Here is a 16,160-nt window from a genome sequence, read left to right on the forward strand (position 1 = left end):
AGTACTGTTTACTAATTGCTTATTGTTTGAAAAACCAATTTTTAGTTGTTTTGTTCGTATAAAATCTTTGAAACATGAAAAAAGTTACAACAATTATAATGATTATGCTATTTTCTTTTAGCCTGCATTCGCAAGAAAAATATGAAAAGCTTTGGTTAGAAGTTGAAAAACTTGAAGTTGATAATTTACCAAAATCAGCATTAAAAATTGTTGAGAAAATTTATGATTCAGCAACCAAACAGAATGACTCACCACAAATTATAAAATCGCTTTTTTACAAAAGCAAATTTTCTTTAACCTTAGAAGAAGATGCGCAACTAAAAGTAATTTCTTCTTTTAAAGAGCATATTGCTAAAAGCGAATTTCCAACAAAAAATGTACTAAAAAATATTTTAGCCAACTTATATTGGCAATATTACACCCAAAATAGGTATAAATTTTACAATCGAACACAAACAGCAAATAAAGTAGATTCTACAGATTTTAGAACGTGGGATTTAGATACCCTTTTTAAAGAAATTCACAAGTACTATGAGGCATCTTTAAAAAATGAAGAAAAGCTTCAAAACATTAAGATTAGTGCTTTTGAAGATATTTTAAATTTACAAAAGGATAATGAAACCTATAGCCCTACTTTGTATGATTTTTTGGCAAATAATGCATTAATTTTTTATAAAACCTCAGAAAATTCTATATCGAAACCAGCTTATAAGTTTAGTATTGATAATCCTGATTTTTTAGGTGATGTTAATACTTTTTCAAATTTAAATATTACTTCAAAAGATAGTATTTCATTGCAATTAAATGCTTTAAAAACCTATCAAAAACTCATTTCTTTTCATTTGAAAGCAAAAAACAAAAATGCTTTAGCAAATAGTAATATTGAAAGATTACAGTTTGTAAAAAATAATGCCACTTTTAAAGATATAGAAGCCAATTATCTTCAAGCTTTAAAAAATGCAGAAAAAAATCATAAAAATCATGAATCAGTTGGTTTGTATGTTTTTGAAATTGCACAAATTTTAAATCAAAAAGCAAGTAACTATAGTAATTCTAATGAAGAAAAAAACCGTTTTAAAAATAAAGAAGCATTAAAACTTTGTAATGAAGTTATAACAAAATTTCCTAAAAGTTTAGGTGCTTTAAAATGTAGAATTCTTGTAGAAAAAATTAAAGAAAAAACACTTTCTATAAAAGCGGAAAAATATGTACCTATACAAACAAATTCTCGTTTGTTAGTTTCTTATAAAAACATTGATAAATTATTTTTCACAGCCTATAAAATTTCTGAAAATCAATTTACAGATTATCAAAAATTTTACAAATCTGCACAAAAAATTAATTTTCTAAAAAAATTTACAATTGTAGCACAATGGAATAAAACACTTAGAAATAAAGGCGATTACTTACAACATTCCACAGAAGTAATTATTCCTAAATTTCAAAATGGAATGTATTTAATTTTGGCTTCAGAAACAGCTGAATTCAATGAAGATGCTATTTATGGAACAACTGCTTTTCAAGCAACAAATTTAACCTTAATCGTAAATACATTTAACAATAAATACAATTATCAAGTAGTTAACAGAAACAATGGAAAGCCTTATAAGAATGCAGAAATACTGTTGACTAACCAACACTCAAAAAGAGGAAAAACAATTAGAAAAACCTTAAAAACAGATAACAATGGGTTTGCTTCCTTCAGAAATTACAATACGTATCACAGCGTAAACATAAAAGTTACTTCAAAAAATGACGAAGCATCTTTTGGAAACAGGTATTTATACAAACAAGAAAAAAATACTTATAATAATACTGATGAAGATATTACTATTAAACCATTCATTTTTACAGACAGAAGTATTTACAGACCTGGACAAACTATTTATTTTAAAACAATTGTATTACAGAAAAAAGGAGAAACTTCAACCGTTTTAAAAGATAAATTTGTAGCTATTACATTAGAAGACGCAAATGGACAAAAAGTTAAAACTTTAGATTTAAAATTGAATGAATTTGGATCTGCTGCTGGCGAATTTATATTACCTAATAATGGATTGACAGGAAATTTTTCTATAGAGGTAGATGAAAGTGAAAAAAAAGATATCGCTTTTTATAAAGATATTTATTTTGATAATACTTACACTTCAATTTCTGTTGAAGAATACAAAAGACCTAAATTTAAAACGGAGTTTAAACCCATCACAGAAAGTATAAAATTAAACGATTCTGTTACCATTAATGGATTCGCAAAAGCATTTTCTGGAGCAACTATTACAGATGCAAAAGTGGTTTATAGGGTTCATAGAAAAGTACAATATCCAACTTGGTATTATTGGCGAAGTCCTGCTATAAATTCAAGTTCGCAAGAAATTACTAACGGAGAAATTACCACCAACGAAAAAGGTGAATTTAAAATTACATTTAAAGCCATTGCTGACGAAACTGTTTCTAAAGAAAGTTTACCAATTTTTAAGTATGAAGTTACAGCTGATGTGACAGATGTAAATGGTGAAACAAGAAGTGCAACAACTATTGTAAAAGTTGGTTATCATTCTTTACTAGCTACAATTTCTATGAATGACAAGGTTTATAAAAATGACAAAGAAAATGTTTTAAATGTAGATACCAAAAACTTAAATGGTGAGTTTGTACCTGCTGAAGGAACAATTAAAATTTACAAATTACAAGCACCAGAAAATCCATTAAGAAAAAGACCTTGGAATGCACCAGATTATCAAGATATTTCTGAAAGTGAATTCAAAAAATTGTTTCCAAACGATGCTTATTCAGATGATGAAAATGATGAAGACAAATGGCAGAAAGGAAAACTAGTTTTTTCTGTAAAGTTCAATACAGAAAAAGAGAAACAAATTCAACTTAAAAACACCAAAAAATGGCTGTCAGGTAAATATATTGCTGTTTTAGACAGTGAAGATAAATTCGGGCAAACTGTTAAAGATGAACATAAATTTACCCTTTATTCTACCAACGAAAAACAAGTTGCTGATAGTAAATTGTTTGTCATAAACACCAATAAAAACTTTTATAAAGTTAATGATGTAGTTGAGCTTCAAATTGGTTCTGCTTCAAAAGATATTACTGTTGTAATTCAAATTGAAAAAAATCATGAAATTGTAAAAACGCAACTCATAAAATTAAATAACAATACCAAAAAAATAAAAATTCCGGTAACCAAAAACGATATTGGAGGTTTTGCCATAAAATATCATTTTGTGAATTTTAATTATTTTAATAGTGGTAGTTTGCTTGTAAATGTTCCTGAAAAAGAGGAAACACCTATAGAAATTGAAACCAATATTTTTAGAGACAAATTACAACCTGGTGCAGATGAAACTTGGAGTTTCACTATAAAAAATGATAAAAATGATGTAGTTACAGCAGAAGTATTAGCATCAATGTATGATGCTTCTTTAGATGAATTCAAACCTCATAATTGGAGTTTTAATCCGATTACAAAAAATAAAAACTACTACTCTTACCAAACCAGCAAAGCATATCATAGTTTTGGCACTACCAACTTTAACATTCAAAATAATTATAGAAAGTATTACAGCTTTCCGGAAATTAATTTTGCTACGTACAATTGGTTTGGGTTTAGTTTACATAAAAACAATTGGTTAAACAGGCAATATTTAAGAACTATTAAAAGAAAGTTAAACGCTACAAGAAAAGATTACGATGGCACTGTAAATGGTGTTGTTACAGATGAACAAGGAGATCCTTTACCAGGAGTTTCCGTAATTATAAAAGGAACCGTTTTTGGAACAGAAACAGATTTTGATGGATACTATTCTCTAAAAATAAAAAAAGATGATGTTTTAGTATTTAATTACTTAGGCTTTAAAAGTGAAGAAGTTAAAGTAGAAAATTATAAAAGTTTAGATATTAAATTGGATGCAGATGATAGTGTTTTAGATGAAGTTGTGGTGGTTGGTTATGGAACAAGTCAAAAAAAGACAATGACTGGTTCAGCTTCTATGATAAAATCAGAAGCGTTATCAGAAAGTGATGATTCTTCTCTTTTAAATGGAATGGTTGCTGGAGTTTCAAGTATAAATGCTTTTGGACAACCTGGTTCTAATAATAGCATTAACATTAGAGGTTTAGGTAGTATTTCAGGAAATACAAACCCATTGTATGTAATTGATGGAAAAGTAATTTCTGCAGAAGAACTAAAAAGTATGAATCCTAATAACATAGGAGAAATTACTGTTTTAAAAAATGAACAAGCAACATCACTTTATGGGTCAAGAGGTGCAAATGGAGTTGTAATAATTACCACTAAAAAAGAAATTGACAACCAATTATCTCAAGTAAAAGCACGTAAAAACTTTAAAGAAACTGCTTTCTTTTTTCCAAAACTAAAAACAGATAAAAACGGAAAAGTAAGTTTTTCATTTACAATGCCAGAGGCTTTAACAAAATGGAAATTACAGTTATTAGCGCATACTACTAAATTAAAATCTACCACAAAAACTTTACAAACAGTTACTCAAAAAGAGTTAATGGTAATACCAAATACACCAAGATTTTTGCGTGAAGGAGATAAAATTACATTATCTGCAAAAATTACAAATCTTACAAACAACAAATTATCTGGTTTTGTAAAAATATATTTAACAGATGCTATCACAGGAAAAAGCATTACAAAAGAATTACTTACAGACAAAAATCACCCTCCATTAAGTGAATCTTCTGGACCAGACAGAGTTTCTTTTACAGTAAATGCTGATGGGAATACAAACGTTTTTTGGGATTTAAACATTCCAGAAACTGCACAATCCATTCAATATAAAATAGTGGCACAATCTGGTAGTTTTTCAGACGGAGAACAAAACGTACTACCTGTTTTATCAAACAGAATGTTGGTTACAGAAACTTTACCAATGTGGGTTCGCTCCAACCAAACTAAAACATTCACGTTAAGCAAATTAAAAAACAATACTTCTTCCACCCTAAAAAACCATAAGTTAACTTTAGAGTTTACTTCAAACCCTGCTTGGTACGCCATTCAATCTTTACCTTATTTAATGGAATATCCTTATGAATGTGCAGAACAAACTTTCGCAAAATACTATGCAAATACTTTGGCAAGTTTTGTAGCAAATGCCAACCCAAGAATTCAAGAAGTTTTTAATATTTGGAAAAATTCGGATGCTTTGTTATCTAATTTGGAAAAAAATCAGGAATTAAAATCCTTAATTATTCAAGAAACTCCTTGGTTAAGAGATGCACAGTCTGAAACAGAACAAAAAAAGAGAATTGCCTTGTTATTTGATTTGAATAAAATGAAAAATGAGCAAGAAAAAGCCATTAATAAATTGGCGGAAATTCAAATGAGTTCAGGAGGATTTCCTTGGTTTAAAGGTAGCAAATATGAAAGTACATACATTACACAATATATTGTTTCTGGCTTTGGGCATTTACAAAAATTAGGCGTTACAGACTTTGATGTTGCTACAGAAAAAATGGTTGAAAAAGCGGTAACGTTTTTAGACGAGCAATTGATGAAAACATATACTGATTTGATAAATAGAGCAGAAAAAAATAGCTACAATCAAAAAAATAAAAAAAGAGATGAAAAAGAATACGCTGCATATTTATCAAAAAATAATTTAAGCTATTTTATCATTCAATATTTATATATGAGGAGTTTTTATGATGATACTACTATCTCACAAAAACTACAAAAAGCGATTGATTATTATCAAAATCAATCTACAAAATATTGGAAAGACTATAATTTATACGCAAAAGGACAAATTGCTTTGACATTATTTAGAAATGATAAAAAACAAGTTGCAACTCAAATTTTGAAGTCCTTAAGAGAAAATTCAATTACATCAGAAGAATTAGGTATGTACTGGAAAGAAAATACTGCTGGTTACTATTATTATCAAGCTCCTGTAGAAACACAAGCATTAATGATTGAGGTTTTTTCTGAAATTGAAAATGATATTTCAACAATTGATAATTTAAAAATTTGGTTGTTAAAAAACAAGCAAACAAACCGTTGGAAAACTACTAAAGCAACTTCAGAAGCTGTATATGCACTGTTATTAAACGGAACTGATTGGATTTCTATAACAGACATGGCTTCTATAAAAGTTGGAAGTAAAACAGTAGATCCAACAAAAATGGACGATGTAAAAATTGAAGCTGGTACAGGTTATTTTAAAACTTCTTGGAATGGTAATGAAATTACGCCGAAAATGAGCGAAGTTACCATTAATAAAAAAGGAAACGGAATTGCTTGGGGTGGTTTGTATTGGCAATATTTTGAGAATTTAGATAAAATTACTAGTGCTGAAACTCCATTAAAATTGAATAAAAAATTGTTTAAAAAAGTGATTTCAGATACTGGAAAAAAGCTAGAAGAAATTACAAATAATACCAATTTAAAAGTTGGTGATTTAATAACTGTTAGAATAGAATTACATTCGGATAGAAATATGGAATTCATTCACATGAAAGATATGAGAGCAGCTGGTTTAGAACCTGTTAATGTACTATCTAAATACAAATGGCAAGACAATTTAGGGTATTTTGAAAGCACAAAAGATGCAGCTACCAACTTCTTTTTTGATAGATTGCCAAAAGGAGTATATGTTTTTGAGTATGATTTAAGAGTAAACAATGCAGGTAATTTTAGTAACGGAATTACCACCATACAAAGCATGTATGCACCTGAATTTAGTAGTCATTCTAAAGGAATTCGTATTCAAATAGAAAAATAAACATTCATTTGAATTAATTAAAAATGCAAATGAGGTCAATAAAACTAAATTATAATGTTAATTTTGTAATTCAATCACATATAAAATATAAATTATGAAAAAAACACTTTTAATTATCGGTCTTTTAGTAGCTGGAGCATTTTCAGCAAACGCGCAAAGTATTTCTAAAAATGCTATTGGTTTACGTTTGGGTGACAATGACGGTTTTGGTGGAGAAATTTCTTACCAAAGAGCATTAGGTGACAATAACAGATTAGAAATTGATTTAGGTTTAAGAGACAATAAAAATTACGACGGTTTTAAAGCTACTGGTATTTACCAATGGGTTTGGAATATAGATGGTGGTTTTAATTGGTTTGCTGGTGTTGGTGGTGGTTTAGGTAACTATAGCGGAAAAGGAAATGATGATTTTTCTGAAACATTTGTTTTTGCTGCTGGTGATATTGGTATTGAGTATAATTTTCCAAACGCTCCAATATTACTTTCTTTAGATCTTAGACCAGAGTTTGGTTTTGGAAACAATTTTAACGATTATGATAATGATATTGCTTTTGGTATTAGATACCAGTTTTAAGCATAACCATTAAAAACGCTAAATCCCTTTAAATTAATTTTTAAAGGGATTTTTTTCGTTAGCTTTTAATCATTCTAAAACAAATACTTATTTTATTTTTTTGACTTTCTTTTCTTACTAATTTTAGCTAGCGGATTAAAATCTAATGCCAATTGTAACCAATAATGTAAATTTTTATCCAAATCTATGGCTTCATCAGAAAGAAACACAAAACCTTTCATGGGTCTGCCAGTAAAATTCATTTTTTTACAGCCTTCTTTTAAAAGAGAATCTTCATAAATATTTGGGTTTATTCGAGCCATAATTTCATCTTTATTTACACCCACAAACATTTTATCATCTACTTTAAAAAGTAAGCCACCCATCATTTTTTTAGTTTCAAAAGGAACACTTTTTTCAACCAAAAATTGAGAAACTCTGTCTGCTAAAAATTCGTTGTACGCCATAATTATTTTTATTTTGGCGGATATTTTGCTAAAATTTTCTGAATTACATCTTTTAAATACAATTCTCTTTCAGCTGGTTTTCTTTTCTCTTTAATAGTTGTTACTAAAGAACCTTCCCAAAAAAGTTCGTTATTTTTTGCATTTACAAACTCAATAATTATTTTTTCATTTAGTTTTTTCCCTCCAATAGGAATACCTCCTGAAATGCCAAAACCACCATTTCTACCTCCACTTCCAATACCAATGCCAATTGTATTATTATTTTGTACCTCTGTAATTACTGCTTTTATATTGATGAAAAAATCTGGTTTTTCAACTTTTGTTAAATCCAATTTCGATAATTCGTTCTCTAAGATAGCAGTTGCTCTTTTTACATCAAACTCATTTAATCCATTACCAACATCTTCAAAAAAATGAAAAGTTTTAAATTGAGAAAAATCTATTTTGTCATCATAATCATAAATAACTTTAGAAGTTCCGCAACTCATCAACAATACCAAAAAGAAATATTTTACAGCTTTCATTGTTATTTTTTAATTACAACTCTTGTTGGTGTGTCTTTTCCATTAATAATACTTTCAGTTCCTTTAGCAACTGCTTGAATAGTTTGTGTAATTACTGTCATATTTAACGTTTCTGCTTCATCTGATACTTTATGATAATCTGGGTCTACATCAATTGGAGTTGTAGAAAAAGTATGAGATGGCACTCCTAAACGTGCTAAAGATGCATTATCTGATCTAAAAAATAAGTTGTATTTTTTATACGGATCTGGAAATAATTGATAGCCAGTTCCTTCTAAATTTTTCTGAATTATTTTTCCGAAATCAGAACGTTCAAAACCTGTTAACCAAGCTGTGTTTGGTCCAAAACTTGGTATTTTACCAATCATTTCTAGGTTTATTCCTGCAACATATTTGCTTGCGTTAATTCCTTTTCCAAAATGAGTAGAACCAATTAAACCCATTTCCTCAGCTGTAAAAGCAGCAAAAACTATTGTTCTTTCATTACCAACTTCTTTAAAATATTTTGCTAATGCTAAAACTCCAGTTACTCCAGAAGCATCATCATTTGCTCCATTGTAAATCAAGTCTCCTTCTCCACTTGTTTTCATACCTAAATGATCATAATGTGCAGAAATAATTACAATTTCGTCTTTTTTACTTTTTCCTTCTAAAACACCTAAAATATTACTTGAAGTAATATCTTCTCCACTTCTTCTGTTTTTAAAAGTGAAAGTTTGTCTATATGTTTCTAAGTTTTCAAAAGTTTTTAACCCTAATTTTTTAAATTCATTCTCAATATATACTGCTGCTTTTTCAATACCTGATGTTCCAGATTTTCTACCTTCCATAGCATCAGAAGCTAGTGTATACAAGTGTTTTTTAACTAAGGTAGAATCTATAAAAAATTCTTTCTTAGCACTTACACCATCTTTTCCCTTAGCACCATCTTTTCCTTTCTTTACAGCAATACAACCTAACATTAGGGTTAACATTAAAAAACAACCAATTATTTTTTTCATTTTAAATTTATTTTTAGGCTATAAATATAGCTATTTTAATTATACATTTTTTGTGACTAGTAATTTTAAACAACTAAATAAATCAACTATTTAAACGCTAAAAATTTATGTATTTTTGTCAAAAATTATACACATGGATTTATCTCTGATACCAAACATAAAGCATACAAATTCTAAAAACTTTTTTTTATTAGCAGGACCTTGTGCCATTGAAGGTGAAGAAATGGCGTTGAGAATTGCGGAAAAAGTAATTACAATTACCAATAAATTAGAAATACCTTATATTTTTAAAGGAAGTTTTAAAAAAGCCAATAGAAGTAGAATTGATAGTTTTACTGGAATTGGAGACGAAAAAGCATTAAAAATTTTACGTAAAGTTTCAGAAACTTTTCATGTGCCAACTGTTACAGATATTCATGAAGTTTCTGATGCTTCAAAAGCTGCTGAATATGTAGATGTTTTACAAATTCCTGCTTTTTTGGTTCGTCAAACAGATTTGGTAGTGGCTGCAGCCAAAACTGGTAAAGTTGTCAATTTGAAAAAAGGACAATTTATGAGTCCTGCTGCTATGAAACACGCAGTTCAAAAAGTAAAAGATGCTGGATCAAACAAAGCGTGGATCACTGATAGAGGTACTATGTTTGGTTACCAAGATATGATTGTAGATTTTAGAGGAATTCCAGAAATGCGTGAATTTGCTCCTACAATTTTAGATGTTACACATTCATTACAACAGCCAAATCAAACTGCTGGAGTTACTGGTGGAAGACCTGAAATGATAGAAACCATTGCCAGAGCTGGAGTTGTAAATAATGTAGATGGTTTATTTATAGAAACTCATTTTGACCCTGCAAATGCAAAATCTGATGGTGCAAATATGTTGCACTTAAACAACCTAGAAAGTTTATTAACTAATTTAGTTGCTATTCGTAAAACCATTAACAATTTGTAATACGCTTAATAAAATAAATTAAAATTCCTTCAATTATAAAATTTGAAGGAATTTTTGCTTTTATAAAACAAGGCACAATATTTGTTTGCTTAAATTGTTTAAGTATTTATATGATGAAATATTTTTTGTTTTTGCTTTTATTGACCACAACTATTGTAAATTCTCAAAATTATACAAGTGTTGATAATAAGGTTTTAAAATATCCTCGTTTTTCTAAAGTAGAAGATTTGGTTTCGAAAATAGAAAATGACTTTATTTCTGATGAAGACAAAACAAGAGCTGCATTTTTTTGGTTAGCAAAAAATATACAATACAATTTAAAAGAATACTACAACCCTACTCATAGAACTTATAGTTTTAGTTATTCTAGTGAAGCCGAAAAACTATTAAAACTACAAAAAGCAAAAGACAAAGTAGTTGCAACTGTTTTTAAAACCAAAAAAGGTGTTTGTGAAGATTTTGCACAATCTTTTAAAAAAATTTGCGATTTATTAGACATACAAGCTGAAGTAATAAGAGGCTATGTAAGAAACAATACCAATGAAATTGGTAAACCACGAAATAGTACAAACCATGCTTGGAACGCCGTAAAACTAAATGAAAGATGGGTAATTTTAGATGCAACTTGGGCTTCTGGTTTTTTATATAACGGAACTTGGAAAAAAACCTTTAATGAATATTTTTATGACATACCAAAAGATAAAATTTTTAAAACTCATTTTCCAGAAGATAGTATTTGGATTTTGCGTTTTGGTAGAATGAGCTTGAAAGAGTTTTATAACCAGCCTATTTATAGTAATACTTTTCTAAAACATAATGCTACACTAATTGCTCCAACCACAGGAACAATTAATGTAAATTCTTCCAAAACTATTGAATTAAAATTTGAAAACTTAGATGTAAATATTCCTATTTTATATGCTTTTAAAGGTAATAAGTTTGGTAAAAAACCTTTGATAAAAAAAGAAGATAACGTAGTATATTTAAGATTAAATCAGGCGAAAAAAAATTCTGAATTAGTTTTATATTTTAATAATATTTCTGCTATTCAATTTAAAACGAAGTAATTAATTTCTCTTATAAAATCCTTTATCTTTTAATTGATGTGCCTCTTCTAAAACTGTTAATAAAACCTCTTCATTAATGTCATCAATACTTTTATAACGTAATGATTTTACAACTTTTCTGTTCTCTGAAATTAGCAACTCATTATATTTTGTTAAATGTGCAGACACCCAAAAAGCAACATCTACATAGCCTTTTTTCTTAGATGGATTTAAATAACAAAAAGGTTTATCATCTAAATAATAAAAAGGTATTTTCCACTTAAACTGTAAATCTGTATTTGGAAAACTACTTTCTATTAATATTTGTAAATGCAATAAAATAGATTTGTAAGGTTCAGGTTGCTTTAAAATATATTCTTCTGCTGGTTTCATATCTCACAACTTAGGCATCATTTTTTGTATATTTACGAAAGTTATAAAAAATCTGAATATAATTAATGATGCACGATAATTTTTCTGTAAACTTTTCTCTAAAAGGAATAACTAGTATTTTAATTGGTTTGTACATTTTCGGAGCTGGTTATGCTATAAAATTTATTTTAGATGGTTTTTTAATAGATAATAATGTAGTTGGAATGTTATCTGCAGAATTACTAGAAATGGTTATTTTCTTATTGGCCTTTTTAGTTTTTTTATTTTCATCCTTGGCTTTTTTATTCAGAGGAAAAAGATTGGCAAAAAGGTTTCAATATTTATTGTGGAATCAAAAAACTAAAGTTGCTTTTTGGAAATATTTTGTGTGTATAACCATCATTTTTTTAATGCTATTTTTATTAATGAAATATGGATACATTGATTTTATAACTCCTTCTTTTTTAATTTCTTACGGTTTTTTACTACTAATTTTTAAAAATAAAGCTCCAAAAAATTACCTTATTTTACCAGGTATAGCTTTTACTTTAGCCATACTTTGCTTTTTAATTCCAAGCTATTGGTATGCTTCACTTTCTATTTTAGGAATTGCTCATATTACTTACGGAGTTGTTGTTAAAAATTAATTTTTAATTTTTTTGTTGCATAAATCATTTTTTATGTTTTACTTTGTAATTCAAAGTTCTTTAAAAATGAGTTCAGAAGATTATTTAAAAGACATATCAGAAATCAAAAATTTAATGAATAAATCGTCAAAATTTATTTCATTAAGTGGTTTATCTGGTATTTTAGCAGGTATTTATGCATTAATTGGAGCAGGTTTCGCTTATTGGTTAGTTGCTCAAAGTGAAAATGGTATTTTAATTTTAGATGAAAAAGTTTTTCGTTTTATAATTATTGATCTCATTTTAGTAGGTGTTTTTAGTATTGGAACTGCTATATATTTAACAACTAAAAAAGCCAAAAAAAACAATCAAAAAATTTGGGACTCTTTAACCAGAAGGTTATTAACTAGCTTTATTGTGCCACTTTTAGCTGGAGGAATTTACATTCTTATTATTCTGAATCAGCAACGTTATGGACAAACTGCTGCATTAATGCTACTTTTTTACGGTTTAGCTTTGTTAAGTGCTTCCAAATATACTTTAGGAGACGTAAAGTATTTAGGCTATACACAAATAATAATTGGACTAATTTGTGCCCTTTTTCCTGGATATGGTTTTTGGTTCTGGGTACTTGGTTTTGGAATCATGCATATTGTTTACGGAGCAGTTATGTATTTTAAATATGATAAGTAATAGCTGTAATTTAGTAACGAAAAATTTTCTATTTGAAAAACATCATCTTACATATAAACAAAGCTTTCGACCATAGAATTAGATTAGGAATTATGTCTATTTTAATGGTAAACGAATATGCCGATTTTAATACACTTAAAGAGTTATTAGGTGCTACAGATGGGAATTTAGCAAGCCATACAAAATCACTTGAAAAAGTAGATTTTATAAAAGTAGAAAAACAATTTATAGGCAGAAAACCAAATACAAAATATTATGCAACAGAATTGGGTAAACAAGAATTTAAAAAGCATATAGAAGCACTCGAAAAATTAATTAAAAACAAATAGACTATTTTTTTATTCACATACTTTGTATTTCAAAGTTCTTTTAAAAAACATTAAAAATGAAAAATTTTATCACCTTAATTAGTGCCATTTTATTCAGTATTCTTTTTTATCAAAAAAATATTGGACTCAATTTATCATTATTTACGCTTCTTACTATTGTAGTATTAGCTTTTAACAACCTTAAAACATTTAAGAACAGAGACAATATAATAAAAGCATTTGCTTATTTAATAACAGGAATTATGGTTTTCTTGTATAAATCGGAATTGGCAATAATTGCTAATATTATAGTCTTTTTTACCTTTGTTGGAAGTACTTCTGAACAAAATTCCTCAATCTATGTAAAATGTATTAATGGTGTTTATACTACTATTGTTTCTGCATTTTCTCATTATTTTGACACTTTAAATACTGAAGTTGAAAATATAAAAAAGAAAAAAATAAATTATGGCTATTGGTTTAAAATAATAGGAATTCCTACAATTGTACTAATAATTTTTATACAATTATATAGATTTGGAAACCCGAAATTTGATGAATTAATTTCAAAAATAGATTTTAGTTTTGTAAATTTTCATTGGCTACTTTTTACTGGATTAGGCTACTATTTATTTTACAATATTACAAATCCAATTAAAATTGAGCCATTAACTTCTAATGATTTTAGTTTTGGGAATGAATTAGAAAAAAATGATTTAACAGCTATTTCTCCTAAAAAACTACAGAGTGAAAAACAACTTGCAATTGTTTTAATGTCTCTACTAAACATACTTATTACCTTATTTATAATTACAGATGTTATGTATGTGTTTGAGCTTCATAAAATGGTTGCATCACAGCTTTCTAACCAAGTTCATACAGGTGTAAATGCGCTAATTATTTCTAACATATTAGCGATTATAATCATACTTTATTTCTTTAGAGGAAATCTTAATTTTATTAAAAAAAATAAAGACCTTAAACTATTAACTTTTACTTGGATATTTTTAAACCTAGCAGTGGTTATAATTACTGTTATAAAAAATATAGAATACATAGTTTCTTTCGGACTTACCTACAAACGAATTGGAGTTATATTTTTTTTAATTGCGACTTCTGTAGGCTTAATTACAACATTTGTAAAAGTTACTAAAATTAAAAATTTAAGGTTTCTTTTTCGCAAAAATACTCAAGTTGCATTTGTAATATTAATTCTTGCATCTACCATCAATTGGGACAAAATTATAACCTCTTATAATCTAAATTATTCAGATGAAATGGATTTAAAATACCTTATAAAACTTTCTAACAATAACACTTATTTATTGAAAGACTATATTGAAAACCACGAAGTAAGTCCAGGAAAAGAACGAAGCATTAACTATAAATACAACTTATATATAACTGATTTAAAAAACAATTCTTGGCAAGAAATTGTATATGATAATTTTAAATTTAAAAAATGAATATAACAACTAATATAATATATACACTTTTTAAAGCATCAATTTTAGCTGTTGTTATTTTTTGGACACTACTTTTAACTGAAGGTTTTATAAATGAACTAGTATTAATTGGAGCAATTATACCCATTTCACTTGTTTGCTCTTTAACTATTTTAATTACTATTGTACCATTTTATACTATTGAGCAAACTACTTTAAGTAATGATAAAATATTCAAAAAATATTTTCCTTATTACGCAATTGTAGCATTTGGTATCTCAGCATATTATATAATAAGTTCAAATTTTGATGAATTTGTGTGCCTGTTTTTTATCACTGCTTTTTTCACATTGATACAGTCTTGGGTTTGGATTTGTAAAATGCCTGCTAAAAATTAATTCTTAAAAAAATGATTAAATTCAATAAAAAATACTTTCTAATTTTCATCTTATTACTCCTATCAGAAATAGTTATAGCAGCTTATGCAAATGGATTTATAAGACATACTTTTGGCGATTTTTTAGCAGTGATATTACTTTATAGTTTAGTGAAAAGCTTCATAAATATTTCTGCAAATAAAACAGCGATAATTGTTTTAATTATTTCATTTGGAATCGAGTTTTTACAACTCACAAATCTGCAAAATCATTATCCGTTTGAATATGAAAAGATTTGGAAACTGATTTTAGGAACTTCTTTTAGTGTTGGTGATTTGATTGCTTACTTTTTCGGCTTTTTAACAATAGTTGTTATTGAAAACACTGTAAAAAATTGGCATGATGCAACTTAAAAAAATATCTAATATTCATTTATTAATCTTGTTTTGCTTGTTTTTATTTGGTGTTCGAGTAAAACTAACGAGTTCTTTATTCTTTGGATTTTTACTTTGGAATCTCTTTTTAGCGATTGTTCCTTATGCAATTTCTTCAAAAATTAAAAAGCTAAATATTGAAGAAATATGGAAACCAAAATTAATTTCCATATTATTTATTTGGTTGATATTCTTACCAAACGCACCTTATATTATTACTGATTTTATTCATTTACATCATATAAAATCGACCTTAATATGGTTAGATCTTTTTATCATATTCACATATGCATCAACAGGATTATTACTCACAATAATCTCATTATTTGATGTTTATAAAATAATTAAACAAAAATGGAATTTAAAATACGCAAATTACTTTTCTTATGCAGTTACTTTTTTATGCGGATTTGGTATTTATTTAGGCAGATTTTCACGCTTGAATTCTTGGGATATTTTTACAAATCCAATTTCCGTGCTTAAAAAAAGTATGTATAGTTTTAACGATACCAAAACTTGGTTGATAACCTTTGGTTTTGGAACATTTATTTACTTGCTTTTTTCCATTTGGAAAACGCAAGTAAACGCTCATTCTTAAAAA

At 27.5% G+C, this 16,160-nt stretch carries 15 protein-coding genes; 11 read left to right on the forward strand and 4 right to left on the reverse strand.

Annotated features, from left to right (window positions below):
• Positions 1–74 precede the first annotated feature (74 nt).
• The gene (locus FDT66_RS10325) at positions 75–6,761 is read left to right on the forward strand and encodes an alpha-2-macroglobulin family protein (RefSeq protein WP_138536212.1); all 6,687 of its coding nucleotides are present in this window, start codon (positions 75–77) and stop codon (positions 6,759–6,761) included.
• A 94-nt stretch (positions 6,762–6,855) separates the two neighbouring features.
• Positions 6,856–7,335, forward strand: coding sequence for a hypothetical protein (locus tag FDT66_RS10330; RefSeq protein ID WP_138536214.1), 480 nt, complete (start codon positions 6,856–6,858; stop codon positions 7,333–7,335).
• 92 nt (positions 7,336–7,427) lie between these two features.
• Here FDT66_RS10330 and FDT66_RS10335 read toward each other — a convergent pair whose 3' ends face one another.
• The 3 genes from FDT66_RS10335 to FDT66_RS10345 are packed head-to-tail and all read right to left on the reverse strand — an operon-like array spanning position 7,428 to position 9,306.
• The gene (locus tag FDT66_RS10335) at positions 7,428–7,781 is read right to left on the reverse strand and encodes a TfoX/Sxy family protein (RefSeq protein ID WP_138536216.1); all 354 of its coding nucleotides are present in this window, start codon (positions 7,779–7,781) and stop codon (positions 7,428–7,430) included.
• Between the two features lie 8 nt (positions 7,782–7,789).
• On the reverse strand, positions 7,790–8,305 hold the full coding sequence (locus tag FDT66_RS10340; protein ID WP_138536218.1) for a DUF4136 domain-containing protein: 516 nt from the start codon (positions 8,303–8,305) through the stop codon (positions 7,790–7,792).
• Positions 8,306–8,307: 2 nt separating this feature from the next.
• A complete protein-coding gene (locus tag FDT66_RS10345; protein ID WP_138536220.1) occupies positions 8,308–9,306 on the reverse strand; it encodes a M28 family peptidase in 999 nt (332 codons plus the stop codon).
• Between the two features lie 133 nt (positions 9,307–9,439).
• Between FDT66_RS10345 and kdsA the strand changes: the two genes are divergently transcribed.
• Together kdsA and FDT66_RS10355 are read left to right on the forward strand one after the other, a co-directional pair.
• On the forward strand, positions 9,440–10,258 hold the full coding sequence (kdsA, locus tag FDT66_RS10350; RefSeq protein WP_138536222.1) for a 3-deoxy-8-phosphooctulonate synthase: 819 nt from the start codon (positions 9,440–9,442) through the stop codon (positions 10,256–10,258).
• A gap of 110 nt (positions 10,259–10,368) precedes the next feature.
• Positions 10,369–11,325, forward strand: a complete 957-nt coding sequence (locus FDT66_RS10355) for a transglutaminase domain-containing protein (protein ID WP_246034838.1) — start codon at positions 10,369–10,371, stop codon at positions 11,323–11,325.
• Here FDT66_RS10355 and FDT66_RS10360 read toward each other — a convergent pair whose 3' ends face one another.
• Positions 11,326–11,697, reverse strand: coding sequence for a DUF1801 domain-containing protein (locus FDT66_RS10360; RefSeq protein WP_138536224.1), 372 nt, complete (start codon positions 11,695–11,697; stop codon positions 11,326–11,328).
• Between the two features lie 65 nt (positions 11,698–11,762).
• Here FDT66_RS10360 and FDT66_RS10365 point away from each other — a divergent pair, with 65 nt between their 5' ends.
• From FDT66_RS10365 to FDT66_RS10395, 7 genes are all read left to right on the forward strand, one after another.
• Positions 11,763–12,323 carry a hypothetical protein gene (locus FDT66_RS10365; protein ID WP_138536226.1) on the forward strand — a complete coding sequence of 187 codons (561 nt, stop codon included), beginning with the start codon at positions 11,763–11,765 and terminating at the stop codon, positions 12,321–12,323.
• A 66-nt stretch (positions 12,324–12,389) separates the two neighbouring features.
• Positions 12,390–12,995 (forward strand): hypothetical protein, encoded by a 606-nt coding sequence (locus FDT66_RS10370; RefSeq protein WP_138536228.1) that lies wholly within the window; start codon positions 12,390–12,392, stop codon positions 12,993–12,995.
• A gap of 32 nt (positions 12,996–13,027) precedes the next feature.
• Positions 13,028–13,324, forward strand: a complete 297-nt coding sequence (locus FDT66_RS10375; RefSeq protein ID WP_138536230.1) for a winged helix-turn-helix domain-containing protein — start codon at positions 13,028–13,030, stop codon at positions 13,322–13,324.
• 56 nt (positions 13,325–13,380) lie between these two features.
• Complete coding sequence (locus tag FDT66_RS10380; protein ID WP_138536232.1) at positions 13,381–14,769, forward strand: DUF4153 domain-containing protein; 1,389 nt, start codon at positions 13,381–13,383, stop codon at positions 14,767–14,769.
• The gene (locus tag FDT66_RS10385; protein WP_138536233.1) at positions 14,766–15,146 is read left to right on the forward strand and encodes a hypothetical protein; all 381 of its coding nucleotides are present in this window, start codon (positions 14,766–14,768) and stop codon (positions 15,144–15,146) included. The genes FDT66_RS10380 and FDT66_RS10385 overlap by 4 nt, the downstream gene beginning before the upstream one ends.
• Positions 15,147–15,157: 11 nt before the next feature.
• Positions 15,158–15,538, forward strand: coding sequence for a ribosomal maturation YjgA family protein (locus tag FDT66_RS10390; protein ID WP_138536235.1), 381 nt, complete (start codon positions 15,158–15,160; stop codon positions 15,536–15,538).
• A complete protein-coding gene (locus FDT66_RS10395) occupies positions 15,525–16,157 on the forward strand; it encodes a DUF1361 domain-containing protein (protein WP_138536237.1) in 633 nt (210 codons plus the stop codon). The genes FDT66_RS10390 and FDT66_RS10395 overlap by 14 nt, the downstream gene beginning before the upstream one ends.
• Positions 16,158–16,160 lie beyond the last annotated feature (3 nt).

Source organism: Polaribacter aestuariivivens (assembly GCF_005885675.1).
Taxonomy (GTDB): domain Bacteria; phylum Bacteroidota; class Bacteroidia; order Flavobacteriales; family Flavobacteriaceae; genus Polaribacter; species Polaribacter aestuariivivens.

Coding starts and splice junctions, on each gene's coding strand:
- FDT66_RS10340 (WP_138536218.1), bottom strand. CDS start 8,305: ATGAAAGCTGTAAAATATTTCTTTTTGGTATTGTTGATGAGTTGCGGA.
- FDT66_RS10330 (WP_138536214.1), top strand. CDS start 6,856: ATGAAAAAAACACTTTTAATTATCGGTCTTTTAGTAGCTGGAGCATTT.
- FDT66_RS10380 (WP_138536232.1), top strand. CDS start 13,381: ATGAAAAATTTTATCACCTTAATTAGTGCCATTTTATTCAGTATTCTT.
- FDT66_RS10395 (WP_138536237.1), top strand. CDS start 15,525: ATGATGCAACTTAAAAAAATATCTAATATTCATTTATTAATCTTGTTT.
- FDT66_RS10360 (WP_138536224.1), bottom strand. CDS start 11,697: ATGAAACCAGCAGAAGAATATATTTTAAAGCAACCTGAACCTTACAAA.
- FDT66_RS10345 (WP_138536220.1), bottom strand. CDS start 9,306: ATGAAAAAAATAATTGGTTGTTTTTTAATGTTAACCCTAATGTTAGGT.
- kdsA (WP_138536222.1), top strand. CDS start 9,440: ATGGATTTATCTCTGATACCAAACATAAAGCATACAAATTCTAAAAAC.
- FDT66_RS10385 (WP_138536233.1), top strand. CDS start 14,766: ATGAATATAACAACTAATATAATATATACACTTTTTAAAGCATCAATT.
- FDT66_RS10390 (WP_138536235.1), top strand. CDS start 15,158: ATGATTAAATTCAATAAAAAATACTTTCTAATTTTCATCTTATTACTC.
- FDT66_RS10355 (WP_246034838.1), top strand. CDS start 10,369: ATGATGAAATATTTTTTGTTTTTGCTTTTATTGACCACAACTATTGTA.
- FDT66_RS10325 (WP_138536212.1), top strand. CDS start 75: ATGAAAAAAGTTACAACAATTATAATGATTATGCTATTTTCTTTTAGC.
- FDT66_RS10370 (WP_138536228.1), top strand. CDS start 12,390: ATGAGTTCAGAAGATTATTTAAAAGACATATCAGAAATCAAAAATTTA.
- FDT66_RS10365 (WP_138536226.1), top strand. CDS start 11,763: ATGATGCACGATAATTTTTCTGTAAACTTTTCTCTAAAAGGAATAACT.
- FDT66_RS10335 (WP_138536216.1), bottom strand. CDS start 7,781: ATGGCGTACAACGAATTTTTAGCAGACAGAGTTTCTCAATTTTTGGTT.